This window comes from Nioella sp. (assembly GCF_965215655.1).
Classification (GTDB): Bacteria; Pseudomonadota; Alphaproteobacteria; order Rhodobacterales; family Rhodobacteraceae; genus Nioella.
Map to the genome: position 1 here is coordinate 3,641,567 of NZ_OZ244111.1, position 16,258 is coordinate 3,657,824.

General features: G+C 63.4%; 19 protein-coding genes. 10 read left to right on the top strand and 9 right to left on the bottom strand.

What is annotated here, in order from left to right; translation table 11 throughout:
• Nucleotides 1–36 precede the first annotated feature (36 nt).
• The gene (locus ACOOEX_RS18120) at nt 37–1,608 is read right to left on the bottom strand and encodes a PAS-domain containing protein (RefSeq protein WP_420396136.1); all 1,572 of its coding nucleotides are present in this window, start codon (nt 1,606–1,608) and stop codon (nt 37–39) included.
• A gap of 57 nt (nt 1,609–1,665) precedes the next feature.
• A complete protein-coding gene (gene regB, locus ACOOEX_RS18125; protein ID WP_420396137.1) occupies nt 1,666–3,081 on the bottom strand; it encodes a sensor histidine kinase RegB in 1,416 nt (471 codons plus the stop codon).
• Between the two features lie 100 nt (nt 3,082–3,181).
• On the opposite strand from regB, the gene ACOOEX_RS18130 reads away from it, so the two are divergent.
• The 3 genes from ACOOEX_RS18130 (at nt 3,182) to ACOOEX_RS18140 (ending at nt 4,930) form a co-directional block, all read left to right on the top strand.
• Nucleotides 3,182–3,817 (top strand): SCO family protein, encoded by a 636-nt coding sequence (locus ACOOEX_RS18130; protein ID WP_420396138.1) that lies wholly within the window; start codon nt 3,182–3,184, stop codon nt 3,815–3,817.
• A 68-nt stretch (nt 3,818–3,885) separates the two neighbouring features.
• Nucleotides 3,886–4,443 carry an ActR/PrrA/RegA family redox response regulator transcription factor gene (locus ACOOEX_RS18135; RefSeq protein WP_420396139.1) on the top strand — a complete coding sequence of 186 codons (558 nt, stop codon included), beginning with the start codon at nt 3,886–3,888 and terminating at the stop codon, nt 4,441–4,443.
• A 1-nt stretch (nt 4,444) separates the two neighbouring features.
• Nucleotides 4,445–4,930, top strand: coding sequence for a hypothetical protein (locus ACOOEX_RS18140; protein ID WP_420396140.1), 486 nt, complete (start codon nt 4,445–4,447; stop codon nt 4,928–4,930).
• On the opposite strand, the gene ACOOEX_RS18145 is transcribed toward ACOOEX_RS18140, so the two are convergent.
• The gene (locus tag ACOOEX_RS18145) at nt 4,927–5,817 is read right to left on the bottom strand and encodes a LysR substrate-binding domain-containing protein (protein ID WP_420396141.1); all 891 of its coding nucleotides are present in this window, start codon (nt 5,815–5,817) and stop codon (nt 4,927–4,929) included. The two genes, ACOOEX_RS18140 and ACOOEX_RS18145, sit on opposite strands and share 4 nt — an antisense overlap.
• Nucleotides 5,818–5,914: 97 nt before the next feature.
• Between ACOOEX_RS18145 and ACOOEX_RS18150 the strand changes: the two genes are divergently transcribed.
• Nucleotides 5,915–6,082: a hypothetical protein gene (locus tag ACOOEX_RS18150; protein WP_420396142.1), complete on the top strand. Its 168-nt coding sequence runs from the start codon at nt 5,915–5,917 to the stop codon at nt 6,080–6,082.
• A 54-nt stretch (nt 6,083–6,136) separates the two neighbouring features.
• Here ACOOEX_RS18150 and ACOOEX_RS18155 read toward each other — a convergent pair whose 3' ends face one another.
• The gene (locus ACOOEX_RS18155) at nt 6,137–6,628 is read right to left on the bottom strand and encodes a GNAT family N-acetyltransferase (protein WP_420396143.1); all 492 of its coding nucleotides are present in this window, start codon (nt 6,626–6,628) and stop codon (nt 6,137–6,139) included.
• Nucleotides 6,625–7,221, bottom strand: coding sequence for an HD domain-containing protein (locus ACOOEX_RS18160; protein WP_420396144.1), 597 nt, complete (start codon nt 7,219–7,221; stop codon nt 6,625–6,627). Before ACOOEX_RS18160 ends, ACOOEX_RS18155 begins: the two co-directional genes overlap by 4 nt.
• Before the next feature lie 191 nt (nt 7,222–7,412).
• Here ACOOEX_RS18160 and ACOOEX_RS18165 point away from each other — a divergent pair, with 191 nt between their 5' ends.
• From ACOOEX_RS18165 to ACOOEX_RS18175, 3 genes are all read left to right on the top strand, one after another.
• Nucleotides 7,413–7,565, top strand: coding sequence for a hypothetical protein (locus tag ACOOEX_RS18165; RefSeq protein ID WP_306044686.1), 153 nt, complete (start codon nt 7,413–7,415; stop codon nt 7,563–7,565).
• A gap of 147 nt (nt 7,566–7,712) precedes the next feature.
• Nucleotides 7,713–9,104: an adenosylhomocysteinase gene (ahcY, locus tag ACOOEX_RS18170; protein ID WP_420396145.1), complete on the top strand. Its 1,392-nt coding sequence runs from the start codon at nt 7,713–7,715 to the stop codon at nt 9,102–9,104.
• 384 nt (nt 9,105–9,488) lie between these two features.
• Complete coding sequence (locus ACOOEX_RS18175; RefSeq protein WP_420396146.1) at nt 9,489–10,445, top strand: DUF2806 domain-containing protein; 957 nt, start codon at nt 9,489–9,491, stop codon at nt 10,443–10,445.
• 79 nt (nt 10,446–10,524) lie between these two features.
• Here ACOOEX_RS18175 and ACOOEX_RS18180 read toward each other — a convergent pair whose 3' ends face one another.
• On the bottom strand, nt 10,525–10,950 hold the full coding sequence (locus ACOOEX_RS18180) for a BrnA antitoxin family protein (RefSeq protein ID WP_420396147.1): 426 nt from the start codon (nt 10,948–10,950) through the stop codon (nt 10,525–10,527).
• Between the two features lie 189 nt (nt 10,951–11,139).
• Between ACOOEX_RS18180 and mutL the strand changes: the two genes are divergently transcribed.
• The 3 genes from mutL (at nt 11,140) to ACOOEX_RS18195 (ending at nt 14,710) form a co-directional block, all read left to right on the top strand.
• Complete coding sequence (gene mutL, locus ACOOEX_RS18185) at nt 11,140–12,987, top strand: DNA mismatch repair endonuclease MutL (protein ID WP_420396148.1); 1,848 nt, start codon at nt 11,140–11,142, stop codon at nt 12,985–12,987.
• Nucleotides 12,984–14,150, top strand: a complete 1,167-nt coding sequence (locus tag ACOOEX_RS18190) for a DNA recombination protein RmuC (protein WP_420396149.1) — start codon at nt 12,984–12,986, stop codon at nt 14,148–14,150. The genes mutL and ACOOEX_RS18190 overlap by 4 nt, the downstream gene beginning before the upstream one ends.
• Nucleotides 14,151–14,572: 422 nt before the next feature.
• A complete protein-coding gene (locus ACOOEX_RS18195) occupies nt 14,573–14,710 on the top strand; it encodes a DUF2256 domain-containing protein (protein WP_420396150.1) in 138 nt (45 codons plus the stop codon).
• Here ACOOEX_RS18195 and ACOOEX_RS18200 read toward each other — a convergent pair.
• The 3 genes from ACOOEX_RS18200 to pncA are packed head-to-tail and all read right to left on the bottom strand — an operon-like array spanning nt 14,707 to nt 16,112.
• The gene (locus ACOOEX_RS18200; protein ID WP_420396151.1) at nt 14,707–14,994 is read right to left on the bottom strand and encodes a hypothetical protein; all 288 of its coding nucleotides are present in this window, start codon (nt 14,992–14,994) and stop codon (nt 14,707–14,709) included. The genes ACOOEX_RS18195 and ACOOEX_RS18200 overlap by 4 nt on opposite strands.
• A 30-nt stretch (nt 14,995–15,024) precedes the next feature.
• Entirely contained in the window at nt 15,025–15,525 is a 501-nt protein-coding gene (locus tag ACOOEX_RS18205) for a GNAT family N-acetyltransferase (protein WP_420396152.1), read from the bottom strand.
• A complete protein-coding gene (gene pncA, locus ACOOEX_RS18210) occupies nt 15,522–16,112 on the bottom strand; it encodes a bifunctional nicotinamidase/pyrazinamidase (protein ID WP_420396153.1) in 591 nt (196 codons plus the stop codon). Before pncA ends, ACOOEX_RS18205 begins: the two co-directional genes overlap by 4 nt.
• Nucleotides 16,113–16,258: the final 146 nt, after the last annotated feature.

The window sequence follows — 16,258 nt, forward strand, 5'->3', positions numbered from 1 at the left end:
TCAAGGCCCCGCCGGGCCGCAACCGCGCCCGCACGCTCAGCCCGAGGAAATCAGCGCCGTCTCTGTTTCGGCCTCCGGGTCCGGGCCGGGCAAAGGCAACGGCGCGGCGCCTGTCTGGAAGGCCACAAGGCTCGCCCCGCCTTTCAAGGGGGCCAACCGGCAGACAAGGCATCCGCCATTCTTCAGCACCACCCGTTCGGTCCAGGCGCTGCGGTCGGCATAGCCGCCGACGAAGTCGCGAATCTCGCCCCATAGGGGTGTGGGCGCGCAGGCCGCCTGCCAATGGCCCGTTGCCTCCGATACTGTTGCGGGTTCACCCTGCCATAGCGCCCCATAGGCACGGTTTCCCATGACAAAGCGGCCATCGCGGGAAAACACCGCCATCGCCTCGGTATTGTCGTCGAGGACCGATTGATAGAGGTCCAAATCGCCGCGAAACTTGCGGGTCAGGGTCATTTCCTGGCTAATATCCTCGAAAAGGAAGGCCACCGCCCCATCCGCATGGGGCCGCCCGATGACCCGGAAGGTCTGACCGTTGGGCAGGTTCCACATCTCCTGGTAGGTGCCATCGCGCGCGGCCTGTTCCAGCTCTCCCAGCCCGGCGCGCCAGGCCTGGTAATTCTTCGGCTCCGGCATCCTCTGCTTTTCGCGCAGCTTGTCGAGGAAGGCGAACAGATCGGGCCGGGCCGACAGCCAGTCCACGGGCAGCGTCGACAGCGACACGAGCGCCGGGTTGAACAGCACCAGCTGCCGCTGCTTGTCGAAGATCGCCAGCCCGATGGGCAGATGGGCAAAGGTGCGCGACAGGGTCTGCACGAAGTCGCGCAGCGCGATTTCAGCGGCGACGACCCGATCGATGGGCTGCGCCGAAAAGAGCTGACCATTGCGATAGCCGCGGCATGTCAGATCGAACCAGAGCAGATCGTCCGCGTCCAGCGACATCCGCCGGGTCTGGCCTTCGGTCAGAGGATCGTCCGGGTCGAACAGGTTACGAATCGGCCAAACCAGCCCCCCATCGCTGCCTTCGACCCTTTGAAGCATGTCGAAATACGCTTTGTTGGCCCAGATGATCTGACCCGCCGAATCCTGTTGCCATAGCAGCATCTGCCCGGCGTCCAGACCGTGGCGCAGCAGGTCCAGTTCCGATTCCAGCGCGTCCAGCCCGGCCTGGTCGATCATCTTGCGGTCCTGCCCCGGCTCCAGCGAGGCGACGGTGATCAGGCATCGCCCCTCGGAAACGCGGCCACTGATCGACAGCTCATCCCCGCCGATCCGGCCAATCAGCACGAACCCGTCACCCCGGTCGCGCAGCGCCTCCATCTTCGCGGCCACATCGGGGTTCAGTGCAGACAGGCTTTCGCGCAGCTCCGCCCAGGCACCCACCCGGTCGCCCGGGTCGGTCAGCATCGCGTCGGTGTCGTCGAGATCCGACAGCAGATAGCCATCGCGGAAGGCATAGCTTCGGGGCAGGTCCAGCCCGCGCAGCATGACGTGGCGAAATCCGCCCCCGCCGCGAGTCAGCGACATGCCCAGCACGGCGGAAAATCCACCCGCGGCCAGGCTTATCCCCACCAGAAACAGAATCGTCGTCGGATCGGTCAATGTCATTTCGCCCCCAACACCGCATGGCCTGTGGATAACAACAGATGAATGGTTAAGACGGGGTTAAGCCTGAATCGGACGGTTCTCGCCCAGCGGCGCGTGGGCCACGCCCTCGGCCAGTTGGATCGCGGCGGCGGGCCAGGTCACCTCGACCATCGCGCCGCGCCTCTCGCCGCTTTCCTCGGCCAGCAGGAACGGATCGGTGGCGTTGCGGAAAGCGACGCGTGCGCCGGACCGCTCCAGCAGCGTCTTGGCGATGAACAGCCCCAGACCCATGCCCTCATATCCCGGACGCTGTTGCTCATCGCGCGGAGTTTTGCGTCGCCTCAGAAACGGATCGCCCAGCCGCCCGATCAGATCCGGGGGGAAGCCCGCCCCGTCATCGGTCAGCCGCAGATAGATGTTCTGCCCGTCCCACAACCCATCGACCCAGACATCGTCATTGGCGAAATCCACCGCGTTCTGCACAAGATTGCGGATGCCATGGATGATCTCGGGGCGACGATAGATCGCCGGTTGAGCCTCATCGGCCCCGGGCATCGGGGCGAACTCGAAATGCACCGCGACCCCCCGGTCCACATGCGGCTCCGCAGCCTCGCGCACCACGGCCCCGAACGGGGCGGAATGCATATGCAGGTCATCCTTCCCGGCGCGTCCCATATCGCGCAGGATATCGCGGCACCGGTCAGCCTGTTCGCGGATCAGCCGGGCATCCGCGGCCAGATCGGGGTTGTCCTCCAGCTCTTCCGCCAGTTCGGTGGACACCAGCTTGATCGTGGCCAGCGGCGTGCCCAGCTCATGCGCGGCGGCGGCCACCACGCCCCCCAGATCGGTCAGCTTCTGTTCGCGCGCCAGCGCCTCCTGCGTGGCCAGCAAAGCCTGGCTCATGGAGTGGATCTCCAACGTCACGCGGCGGGCGTAGCCCGACAGGAAGACGATGCCGATGACAATGGCCGCCCAGAACCCGGCCAAAAACAGGGCGGGCAGTTCGATCACCTCGCCCGCGCGGGTCGTCAGCGGCACATGATAGAACGCAACAAGCGTGATCAGCACGATGGCGGCCAGCCCCAGAATCACCGTCGACCGCATGGTCAGGGCCGTGGCCGAGATCGTCACCGGCGCAAGGATCAGCAGCGCGAAGGGGTTGTTCAGCCCGCCGGTCAGAAACAGCAGGAAAGACAACTGCGTCAGGTCAAACAGCAGCGTCAGCATCGCGTCCCAATCCGCCAGCCGCTGGTTTGGTGGAAACACCGTCATCGCGATCATGTTGGACAGGACCGACGTTCCAATGGCCAGGAAGCACAGGCCAAGTTCCACCCTGAGGCCCAGAAACAGGCTGGCCACCACAACCGTCGCGGTCTGGCCCAGTACCGCCAGCCAGCGCAGCACCAGCAACGTCCGCAGACGGACCCAGCCGCTGCGCAAGTCGCGCGTCAACAAGGTGCGGGTCGGGTCGGTCGTCTGGGCCATGCGGGGCATCCTGTTCCGGCGGGGGCGTTCTGTCACAGTTGCGCAGACGTGAATTGATAGACAGGTCGTTTTCAACGATCAACGCTGCACAGCATTCGAGGACCTTGCCATGAACCGCATCTATGCCGCCAGCGCCCTTGCCCTGACCGCCGCCCTTCTGGGCGGCATTGGCCTGTCGATCCTCTGGGGCCGCGCCAATCAGGACGAGGATATCTTCGCCCAGTGCCGCGCCACGCGGGTGGCGGGCGGTCCCGGCGATATCGGCGGCCCGTTCGAATTGGTGTCGGAAACCGGCGACACCGTGACCGATGCCGATGTCATCACCGCACCGACGCTGATCTATTTCGGCTATACCTTCTGCCCCGATGTCTGCCCGCTGGACAATGCGCGCAATGCCATCGCCGTGGAGATCCTGGAAGAAGAAGGCCGCATGGTGACGCCGGTCTTCATCTCGATCGACCCGGAACGCGATACGCCCGAGATCCTCGCCGATTTCACCGACAACATGCACCCGCGCATGATCGGCCTAACCGGGTCGCTGGACCAGACCACCGCCGCGTCTGAGGCCTACCGCACCTATTTCAACCATCAGGAGGCGGGCGAGGACGGGTTCTACCTCGTCGACCATTCGACCTTCACTTATCTGGTCTTCCCGGAACACGGGTTCGTGGAGTTCTTCCGCCGCGACGACACCCCCGAGGAGATGGCCACCCGCGTCTCCTGTTTCATGGACGCCGCGTCCTGACCCGATCTGTTTGACCATTGCGCAGATTTCCTCATATATGAAAGAAACTTGCGAAGAGGATTGCTTGAATGGCCACGGAACGCTCGTTGCGCGATATCGGACCGGATAAATCCCTGCTGCTCGTCGATGATGACGAACCGTTCCTGAGGCGCCTGCAACGGGCCATGGAAAAGCGCGGGTTCGAGGTCGAGGCCGCCGACTCCGTCGCAGGCGGCAAGGCTATCGCAACCGCCCGTCCCCCCGCCTATGCCGTGATTGATCTGCGGCTGGAGGATGGCAACGGGCTCGACGTCGTGGAACTGCTGCGCGAAAAACGCCCCGATGCCCGCATCGTTGTGCTGACGGGCTATGGTGCGATTGCCACCGCCGTCGCCGCCGTCAAGATCGGGGCCACCGACTATCTGTCGAAACCCGCTGACGCCAATGACATCACCGCCGCCCTCTTGGCCGAAGAAGATGACATGCCGCCGCCGCCGGAAAACCCGATGAGCGCCGATCGCGTCCGGTGGGAACATATCCAGCGCGTCTATGAGCTGTGCGACCGCAACGTCAGCGAAACCGCAAGGCGGCTGAACATGCACCGGCGCACGCTGCAACGCATCCTTGCCAAGCGCAGCCCGCGTTAAGATGCGTGCAGCGCTTTTGCTGGTGGCCGCCCTGACGGCCTGCACCCCATTGCCCGTTCCCAGCTCTGCACCCGCTGGTGGCGTCACCCCCGATTCCGCTGGCCTGCAGCCGGGCGGCACCGACCTGCGCATCGACTTCGGTCGCGCCCAGGCTGGCGTGATCGAAACCGTGTCGCGGCTTGTCGGATCACAACCCGCCGACGTGACCCTGATCGAGGAATGCGGCGCGGGGCCTGTAACGGCGGCCTACTGGCGCAACGGGCTGACGGCGAATTTCCTCGACGGCGATTTCGTCGGCTGGACGGTGACCGAACCCGGCCTTCCCGTCGCGGGCGGCCTGAGCGTCGGCATGGCACCGCCGCCGGTGCAAATGGCCGAAACCACCCTGGGGCGGGAATTCGAACAGAACGGCGTCTGGGCGCTGATCGGGGAAGACAGCACGGACATCACGGTGCTTTGGTCCGGGACCACCTGCTTCTTCCGCTAAACCACGCCGTGTAGCCATGTCAGGAACACCCGCGCCTGCGGGCTGATCGTGGCCGGGTTGTGAACGCTGTAATAGGCGATGTCCGATTCCGGTTCCTCCAGCAGTGCCACCAGCCGCCCGTCATCCAGATCGCGCTGCACCACCGCCAGCGGCTGGCGGGTGATCCCCGCCCCTGACCGAACAGCGGCCAGAACCAGCCCGTTGGCCTCCAGCCGGGTGATCTGCATCGTCTCCGGGTCCGCGCCCAGCGCCCTGAGCCAGGTGAACATCTCCATATCCGTGGGTTCGGGCAGCCAGGCGAACTCCGTCAGCGCATGGATCGCGTCAGGCGAGGTGGCGGAGTATTCAACCGGCAGCCGCGCCGCTACGTCCGGGTGCGCCACAACGATGCGATGCGCGCGGGTCAGCAGCCGCGCCTTCAGCCCCGGCCATCTGCCCTGCCCATAGCGGATCGCCAGATCGAACCCGTCGCGGCGCAGGTCCACCACCGCATTGTCGGGCGCGATGGTCACCGGCAAATCGGGATGCGCCTTCCAGAACCCGGCCAGCCGGGGGGCCAGCCAGTTCTCCGCGAAATTGAGCGTCGTCGTGACCGCGACAGGCCGATCCGCCCGCGCCTGCGACAAGGCCCTGACGCCCGCCGCGATGATCCCGAACCCCTCCCCCAGATCCTGCGCCAGCCTGCGGCCCGCCGCCGTGGTCGCCATCTTGCGGCCCGACCGTTCCATCAGGGCCTGCCCGAAATGGTCCTCCAGCGCCCGCACATGCTGCGCAATGGCGGCATGGGTCACGTTCAGTTCTCGCGCGGCGGCAGAAAAGCTTTCCAGCCGGGCAGCAGCTTCAAACGCCCGCAAAGCGGACAGCGAGGGGATGTCGCGCCAATCCATATATGTTAGCTCCGCTTACATATGGAAGATATTGCTGATTCGATCCTGCATCGCAAGCCCGCTATGTCTGAGACATCAGCAAACAGGAGCTTTCCCGATGATTTCTCTCCTCTCTCGCACCATGAAAACCGCAACGCGCCTTGACACATGGGATGCGCCCGACCATTGGCGCGCCCAGCACGAAGATTATCGCATCCGCCGTCACCGCGCGGATACCGAGCGGGCGCGGATGCGCCGCGCCCTTCGCCAAACCGGGCTAGAGTAAGTCAGGGTAACAATGGAACCAGCCAATCCGGGCGGTGGCACCCCATCGCCCGGATCACGCCGCGCCGCGCAGATCCAGCAGCTTTGTCACCCGATCCACCGGCGTCCCATCGCTCAGCGGAACGCCCGGCGTCACGTGATGATCGACGAACCCCATGCGCCCATAATAATTCAACCCGCCGGTGTTATCCGCCCGGATCGTCGCGTCGATATCGCGAAAGCCAAAGCCGATCGCCGCCTGTCTCGTCGCCCCGAACAAGGCCCCACCAATGCCTTTCTGCGTGCTGCCCAGCCTGGCGAAGGTCGCAATCGTGGCGCGGTCCTGTGGCCCGCCTTCCAGCGGAAAGATATACTGGAACCCCAGCAGCTCTCCATCCTGCTCCGCCACATGACAGATGCCGCGCGGCACGGCTCCGGCCAGAACCGGGGCCAGGAAATCCGCCGGAACCTCGCCCTGAAAGGCGGTTGTGCCGCCCTTGTCCACGATGGCTTGCAAGATGGACACGATGCCCGGCGCGTCCTCCGGGGTGGCCTGACGAACGATCATAGCTTCTCCAACAAAGCATGATGCCGATTGGTGAAATCCGCCCGAACCTCTGCCGGGGGACGCAGATGCAGGTGCAGCCCTTCTGTCAGCGCCGGGGTGGGGCGGCCAAAGAACCGATCCGCCTCAGCCTCGGAAAACCCGGCCAATTGGGTCGCCTCCAGCCAGGCGGACACCTTGTCGGCCCGCTTGATCCGCGCCTTCACCGTCTTGGGGATCGCGGCAGGCAGCCCGAAACGCAGATGGATCGCCGCCGCCAGTCGGTCGTCCAGCGCGCCGTATCCCGGCCCGACCGCCGCCTTGACCGGGCTGATCATGTCCCCGATCACATATTCCGGCGCATCATGCAGCAGCGCCGCCAGCCGCCATTTCACCGGGGCCTTGGGGTCGATCCGGGCAAAGATCTGCTCCACCAGCAGCGAGTGCTCTGCGACCGAATAGGCATAATCCCCGCGCGTCTGCCCGTTCCAGCGCGCAACGAAGGCCAGACCGTGGGCGATGTCCTCGATCTCGATATCCACCGGCGTCGGGTCCAGCAGGTCCAGCCTGCGCCCCGACAGCATCCTTTGCCATGCTCGTGCGGTTGATTTTGCCATCTCTCTCCGCCCCATCGCGCCCCTTTGGCCCGGACCCTCTAGAAACCAAGACACGGCCCGAAATTCAACGCCTGCCTGCCCCGGTGGGCCAACATTTTCCCGCCCGGATGGAACCGGTTTCAGATTCCCCTTGGTGAAAAGGCCCTTCGGCGCGTAGGCTCATGATGTTAACCTATTTTGGAGGACCGATTATGAGCAAAGAAGACACCCCCGAGAACGCCCCCGCCCGTAAGGACCAGAGCGCCAAGGGCCCGGCGGCCCAGCAGGGCAGCATGTCCGACAAGGGCGGCAGCGCGTCTGGCTCGTCGCAAAGCGGCGTGGCCCCCAAGGGCGGCAGCAAGTAACCGCTTGCTCTTTTCATCACGATCAGAACGGGGCCGCACCGCTCGCGGCCCCGTTTTCCGTTCGCGGCAATCCACGCCCATTGCCCCGCTCGACCCCTCCTGCTATGTCGCGCCAAACCCGTTTGACGCCCTTTCAGGAGCCCCGACATGACCGACTATATCGTCAAGGATATCGCGCTGGCCGATTTTGGCCGCAAGGAACTCGACATCGCCGAAACCGAGATGCCCGGCCTGATGGCCCTGCGCGAGGAATATGGCGACAGCAAACCGCTGAAAGGCGCGCGCATCGCGGGCAGCCTGCACATGACGATCCAGACCGCCGTGCTGATCGAAACCCTCGTGCATCTGGGGGCCGAAGTCCGTTGGGCGTCCTGCAACATCTTCTCCACCCAGGACCACGCCGCCGCCGCCATTGCCGCCGCCGGTATCCCCGTCTTCGCCATCAAGGGCGAAACGCTGGAGGAATACTGGGACTACGCCGACCGCATCTTCATGTTCGAAGAGGGCGGCTGCAACATGATCCTCGACGACGGTGGCGACGCCACGCTCTACATCCTGCTTGGCGCGCGGGTGGAGGAAGGCGAAACCGACCTCATCGAAATGCCCACCAGTGAAGAGGAAGTCGCCCTCTTCGCCCAGATCAAGAAGCGCATCGCCGAGACCCCCGGCTGGTTCGTGCGTCAGCGCCACATGATCCAGGGCGTGACCGAGGAAACCACCACCGGCGTCCACCGCCTCTATCAGATGATGGAAAAAGGCCACCTGCCCTTCCCCGCCATCAACGTGAACGACTCCGTCACCAAGTCGAAATTCGACAACAAGTACGGCTGCAAGGAAAGCCTCGTCGACGGCATCCGCCGTGCCACCGATACCATGATGGCCGGCAAGGTCGCCGTGGTCTGCGGCTATGGCGATGTGGGCAAAGGCTCCGCCGCCAGCCTCCGCGGTGCTGGCGCGCGCGTAAAGGTGACGGAAGTGGACCCGATCTGCGCGCTGCAAGCGGCCATGGACGGGTTCGAAGTCACCACGCTGGAAGATGAGGTCGCCACGGCCGACATTTTCATCACCACCACCGGCAACAAGGACGTGATCCGCATCGAGCATATGCGCGAGATGAAGGACATGGCCATCGTCGGCAATATCGGCCATTTCGACAACGAGATTCAGGTCGCGGCGCTGAAGAACCACAAATGGACCAACATCAAGGACCAGGTGGACATGATCGAGATGCCCTCGGGCAGCCGCCTGATCCTGCTGTCCGAAGGCCGTCTGCTGAACCTCGGCAACGCCACCGGCCACCCGTCCTTCGTGATGTCCGCGTCCTTCACCAACCAGACGCTGGCGCAGATCGAGCTCTGGACCAAGGGCGACCAGTACGAAAACAAGGTCTACGTGCTGCCCAAAGTGCTGGACGAAAAAGTCGCTCGCCTGCACCTCGCCAAGATCGGCGCGAAGCTGTCCACGCTCGCCAAGGACCAGGCCGACTATATCGGCGTGGCGCAAGACGGCCCGTTCAAGCCGGAACATTACCGCTACTGAGGGCGATTGTTGCAGGAATTTCGGAGCACCGGCCAGCGCGAGTTGGCCGGTTTATTTTTTGTTGTTAGGTGGGAAGCAGCAATCCGCTGTGATCATGAGACTAGACTTTTTCGCATGAAGAAGCAGACCTTCGGCAACACGCGACGCTTTCGGCGGAGCAGACTGGCAGTAACCCGCACGGTTGCTCAGCGCTCCGATGTTTCACGTCTTTGCCAAGCCATGCTGCCATCATCCTAAGTTGAACATTTCTACTTGGCGCGAAGACGGGTATTTCATCTTGGTTGCAGCAGAAGAAGTCCAGATGCTTAAGTGGGGTTGCTACGGCTGGAGGTAGGGTGTCTATTCAGGGCGTAAATTCTTGGCAACACATCAAAAAGGTTAAGTATGTCCGGGAAAGAGCAAGAAAAATCCGAAAGTTGGCTCTCGACAATTTTCGAAGGAGGCTTGCCGCAAATTATTGCTGGTCCTGCGGGCAAAGCATTTAGTCGGCTCATTGGTGCGACAATAGAAATCCCTGCCTCGTACGTCGATGGTATCGCTCAGGGCGTGAAAGACAAAACTGCAGCAAAAAGTCTTGTCGCCAATGCTATTGCTGAAAGGGCCGCGATAATGGCTGTTGAAGACTCAGAAATCATGGGTCGTGCTGTTGATAGCCTTCTTGCAAGCCAATATCGGAAGCAGGAAAACAAGGAAGAAATTGTTAAGCTGGCGATTGAGGATTTGAACGAAACGCCTCCGTCTAGTGACAGCCAAGGGCCATCAGATGATTGGATGAACAAGTTCGAACGCTATGCAGAAGATGCCTCTAGCGATGAACTTCGGTTGATGTATGCGAAGCTACTAGCGGGCGAGATACGGAAAGAAAAAAGCGTGTCCGCTGCTACACTGCACTTCGTGTCCCTCCTAGATAATGATGTAACAAACCTTATTGAGCGAGTTTTGCCATACGCGTCAAATGAAGGTTTTGTTTTTCAAGAACTGGTTAAACCTGAACTGACTTATCTTGAACGAACCGTTTTGGAACAATCTGGCTTTTGGACAATGGATAAGAGAATTACGCTAACACATGATGATGATGGGAAGTTAATTTATGAATTTCGTGATGGTCTAGGCTTCTATACGGAAGCAGCACCTAGCCATAAAACAATATTTATCGGTTCTGTTCTGTCAAAGGCAGGGCGTGATCTTGCACAAACCATCAATCGTGGCTTTGAGATAACTGCGTTATGCAAACTTCTCTACACTAAAGGGGCAACAAGGGCCGCCTTCGGAGAATATTCTAAGAATGGTAATCGTGTTGCCCTGAGTAACATGTTTGATGTGCCCGCTGACGCTCCTTAGTTTTAGCAAGCGTAGGGTGGGCAGTTCTGCCCACCCCCCCACCAAAGCTGCGCAGGGGTCATGACCAACCATCCCCCCCTCACTCCTCCCCCCGTCGCGTCTTGAGCCACGCATCGCCTTCCTCCATCATCTGGTCCGTCCAGCCCCATTTCGGTCGCTTGCGCGGCCCGCTCTTCTCCTGTTCCTTGAACTGGTCGATGGTCTCATCCCCGTGCAGCAGCCCCATCAGCCGCGCCCGCATGAAGGCTTTCAGCACGTCGTTCATTCGGGGGCCATAGTCGGGCCCCATGGAACGGAAGAATTTCAGCACGTCATCATCCACCCGGATCGTCACCCGCTTCTTCGCGGGGCTGGGCGAGGTCGCAATACGCACCCAGTCGCTCGGCACGCGCTGGTTGATGAAGATGCGGTTGTGCAGGTCGTAGTCAATGCGCGCCATCGCGTCGATCAGGTAGTGGTGATGTTCCCGCTGCTTCGCGGTCAGCGGTTTGCCATCCAGGTTCATGGCCGGTCCTCGATTTGGGAAAGTGCCGGGCAGTCTGGCAGGATTTTCCTAAAATCCCGTCAATGGCGCGGTTTTGTCTGCACGGGGGGTGTACGGGGGGTGTACGCCCGGTGCACGGGTGGCGACAGGCCGCCTGCGCCCGCCTTGGGGCGTTTCCGAATCGAGCGGGGGCGTGCTATCCCTTGTGGCATGGCTTTTCCCGACCCCAAGATAGGCGTCTCCGCGCGCCCCGTGATCCGTCAGCTGGATGAAACGGTGGTGAACCGCATCGCGGCGGGCGAGGTGGTGGAACGCCCCGCCTCCGCCGTCAAGGAACTTGTTGAAAACGCAATAGATTCCGGCGCCGACCGCATCACCATAGAGGTCGCCAACGGCGGTAAATCCCTGATCCGCGTCACCGATAACGGCTGCGGAATGAGTCCCGAAGACCTCCCCCTCGCCCTCGCCCGCCATGCGACGTCCAAGATCGACGGGAAAGATCTGTTGAATATCAACAGCTTCGGCTTTCGTGGCGAGGCTTTGCCTTCGCTCGGATCGGTGGGGCGACTGGTTATCACCAGCCGGTCAGAGACCGGAGGAGATGCCCATACCATCGCCGTAACTGGTGGAAGACATTCGGTTATTCGCCCTGCGGCCCTGTCGGGCGGAACCGTGGTGGAGCTTCGGGATCTGTTCTTCGCCACCCCCGCGCGGCTCAAGTTCCTGCGCACGGATCGGGCCGAGATGCAGGCGATCGGCGACGTGGTGAAACGGCTGGCGATGGCGGAACCTGGCGTCGGCTTTTCCCTGCGCGACATGACCGATGGTCAGAACCGGGTGATCTTTCGCGCCGACCCGGAACAAGGCGATCTTTTCAATGCGTTAGGGGCCAGGCTCGGGCAGGTGATGGGGCGCGATTTCATCGAGAACGCGCTGCCGATAGAGGCCGAGCGCGAAGGCGTCCGCCTGGTGGGCTATGCCGCTCTGCCGACTTATTCGCGCGGCTCGGCGACTGCGCAGTATCTGTTTGTTAACGGTCGTCCGGTAAAAGACAGGTTGCTGGTCGGGGCCTTACGCGGGGCCTATGCGGATTTCCTCAGCCGGGACCGGCACCCGGCGGTGGCACTTTTCGTTGACTGCCCGCCGGAGCGGGTCGACGTGAACGTGCACCCGGCCAAGGCAGAGGTGCGGTTCCGCGAACCGGGTGTGGTACGCGGGCTTATCGTCTCGGCCCTGCGCCATGCGCTTGCAGAGGCCGGACATCGGGCGTCCTCGACCGTGGCCGAGGCAACGCTTGGCGCGTTTCGGCCGGAACAAGGGCCTGCGCGGGTCTACCAGATGGACCGGCCCTCTCAGGGGTCGCTCCGCGCCGCGCGGGACTGGCAGGCACCCAACACGGGGTTTGCCGAGGCACCGTCGGATTTCACCTCGACCTCGGCGCGGGTTGAGCCAGTCACAGATACGCCCGAGGCGGCGCAGCACCCGCTCGGCGCGGCCCGGGCGCAGGTGCACGAAAACTACATCATCGCCCAGACCGAGACCGGCATGGTGATCGTCGATCAGCACGCAGCGCATGAGCGGCTGGTCTATGAAAAACTGAAACGCCAGATGGCGGAGAACGGGGTAGCGTCACAGGCGCTGTTGATCCCCGAGATCGTGACGCTTGGTGCGAATGACGCTGCCACGCTGCTGGAACTGGCCGACGATCTGGCAAGGCTCGGCCTGGTGCTGGAACCCTTCGGGCCGGGTACCATTGCGGTGCAGGCGACGCCCGCGATCCTTGGGCCCGTGAACGCCGAAGCGATGCTGCGCGATATCCTCGATGAACTGGACGATCTGGGCGAAAGCCTGACCGTGCAGGCGCAGATCGAGGCGATCCTCAGCCGCGTGGCTTGCCATGGGTCGATCCGATCCGGTCGGCAGATGCGGGCCGAGGAGATGAACGCCCTTCTGCGCGAGATGGAGGCGACCCCCCATTCCGGCCAGTGCAACCACGGGCGGCCCACCTATGTGGAGCTGAAGCTCTCTGACATCGAAAGGCTTTTTGGCCGCACATGATCCAGCTTGGTGAGACCCAGATCGACCTGACCGATCCCCTGATCCTGTTGGCGCTTGGCGGGCTGCTGGTGCTTGTTGTCGTGTTGGTGCTGGTTTTGCGATCCGTCTCTGCTGCCACCCGCACGGCCCGCGCGATGGAACCGCTGGCCCACCAGATGGGCGCGCTCGGGCAGCGGGTGCAGTCGCTGTCGGACGGGCAACACCAGCTATCGGGCGGCATCAGCCATGTAAGCGAATTGCAGGCCCGCAGCCAGGCGCAGATGCTGGAGGTGATGGAACGGCGGCTGGAAGAGGTGCAGCGCAGCATGGGCGAGACCCTGCACGGCACCTCGACCCGCACCGCGCGTAGCCTTGGGGAACTGCAACAGCGGCTGGAACAGATCGACAAGGCGCAGGCCAAGATCGAGAAGCTGTCGGGCGATGTTCTGGGCTTGCAGGATATCCTCTCCAACAAGCAGACGCGCGGAGCATTCGGGGAGATCCAGCTCAACGACATCGTGCACAAGGCGCTGCCGCCGGACAGCTATGCCTTTCAGGCGACGCTGTCGAATGGGCGGCGGGCCGATTGCCTGATCCACCTGCCGAAACCTCCCGGTCCCATCGTGATCGACAGCAAGTTCCCGCTGGAACCCTACGAGGCGCTTCGCCGGGCAAAGACGCAACGCGACACGGATGACGCCGCGCGCGCCCTGCGCACGGCGGTGCGCGGGCATATCAAGGCGATCTCGGAGCGCTACATCATCGAGGGAGAAACCGCCGACGGGGCGCTGATGTTCCTGCCCTCCGAGGCCGTCTATGCGGAGCTGCATGCCAACTTCCCCGAGCTGGTGCGAGAGGGGTTTGCGGCACGGGTGTGGATCGTCTCGCCCACCACCTGCATGGCCACGCTGAACACCATGCGCGCGGTGCTGAAGGATGCGCGAATGCGCGAACAGGCGGGTGCGATCCGCAAGCAACTGGCGATGCTGCACCGGGATGTGGAACTGGTGGTGGAACGCGTGGGCAAGCTGACCACCCATTTCGGGCAGGCCCGCAAGGATCTGGACGACATCACCACCGCCGCCGAGCGCGCAGGAAAACGGGCGACACGACTGGACAGCTTCGATTTCGAGGAACTGGGCGGCAAGGACGAGGCCGAGGTTGTGCCACTTCCTCATCGCTAAGCCGGGATGAATTCGGGCTGAATAGATTGGGAGGTCATACGGCTTCCCTTTGCTGATTCACCGCCGCCAACCACAAGCTAGAGGATCGCGCAGCGGGACGGGTGATGTCATTGGACTTGCGTGCACGGGTGGCCAACCTCCGCGCAAGATCGCAGATATCCGCCAGACCTGGTTGCGGGGCCGGCTAAGGACGTCCCTTACCTGGCGAGGACTGGTGGCGGTGCTGGCGGATCGCGAACTACGGGTCGAGCCGTGCTGTCCCGACTTTCGTGCGCGGCACCGGGCACTCGTTCGAATAATCACGCTCGCAGAGGTGCAAAACCGCCCCGTCGGGGCCGCCGGTCGCCCTTGGCGGGTTGCAGGTGATGCTATGACGACCGGGGGCTCTGGTTTGAACGCCTGCCCGCCCTATCTTCCCGGCCATGGCCCACAAGAAACCTAACCTGCCGACAAAGACCTGCGCCACCTGCGGGCGCCCGTTTTCGTGGCGGAAGAAATGGGCGAAGGTCTGGGACGAGGTGCGATATTGCTCGGATCGGTGCAGGCGCGGGCGGGGTTAGCCCAGTTCCAGCGTGGCGATCGAGCGGATGCCGGGGCCGGGCTCTGGCGCCGGGCCGCGATACATGCGGGCGGTGTTGAAACTTGCCTGCATCCCCCAGCCTTTGCAGAGCGCGGTCAGTTCTGGCTGATCGTCGGGCACGTCGATGATGAACGGATCGGCGGGGAAGGCCGCCGCGATGGCCATGAGCAGCGCGCTCGCATCGTCGATGCTGTCGGCCACGAGCGGTCCGATCTTGGCCCCGCGCCCGCAGCGGCGGACTGTGGCAAAGGCGGTGCCGAGCACGAAGGTCCGGCGGCTGTCGGTGTCTTGCGTTCAGGCCGTCGTGAAAGCCGGTTTGGCATAGCCGTTGGCGCGGGCCTCGGCCTGGCAGATATGGTCTCTGTCACCTGCGGATGCGGGGCGCAGTCCCGCCCCCGGATCCGCCGGAATGCGCCCTTCGAAGCGAAAGGTCTGCCCGGCCAGCCCGAAGCCCGATTTGCGGTAGTTGTCCTGCTGCGCGGGGACCCCGTCGAGCCCGACGCAGCGCACCCCGGCATGGGCCAGCGCGTGATGCCAGAGACCGAAGCCGATCCCCTTGCCACGATGCTCGGGCAGGCAGAGATAGAGGCCGAGGAAGGCGAAATCGTTGGAGTGGTTCACGACCGAGATCGCGGCGATGGGGCCAGTGCCTGATTCGGCTACGAAGAAGCCCTCAGGGTCGCTGGCGAAGAAGGCCGCCGCATCGTCCGGCCCGGGGTTCCACCCCTCGGCTTCCGCCCAGGACAGGACAAGCGGCACCTCGTCCGCGCGGGCGGTGCGGAAACTCACACTCATGCCAGGGTCACGCCCGCTTTCGCCATGCATTCCAGCGCTGCGGCAAGCGACCCGTCGAAATCAATCGCGCGGCAGAGATCCTGGCGAACGGTGACGGTGAACCCCAATCGGGCAGCGTCGACGGCGGAGTAGTTCACGCAGAAATCGGTTGCGAGGCCGACCACGGTAAGCGTGTCGATGCCGCGAGTACGCAGGTAGCCCTCCAGCCCGGTTGGCGTGGTCTTGTCGTTCTCGAAGAAGGCCGAATAGCTGTCGATCGCGGGGTTGTAGCCCTTGCGGATGATCAGATCGGCCCGGTCGGTCATCAGGTCCTTGTGGAAACCCGCGCCTTGGGTGCCCTGCACGCAATGGTCGGGCCACAGGACCTGCGGGCCGTAGGGCATGTCGGTCAGGGTCATCGGCGCAGCCCCGTGGTGCGAGGCGAAGGAGGAATGGCCCGCCGGGTGCCAGTCCTGCGTCAGGATCACGGCGTCGAAATCCCCCATCAGGGCGTTGATGCCGGGGACGATCCGGTCGCCCTCTGGCACCGCCAGCGCGCCGCCGGGGCAGAAATCGTTCTGGACGTCGATGACGATGAGGGCATGCATGGGCGGGCTCCTTTCCGGGTTCCTTCAAGGGGTAGTCAGGCAGGCGCTGCCCGTCAATGCACGTGCGGGGCTGCACCGGGGTGAACAGCGGTTGTGCGCAGGTGCGTCTATGTCGGGAAAGTCGGTCGCCATAGGCTGACGAGCAG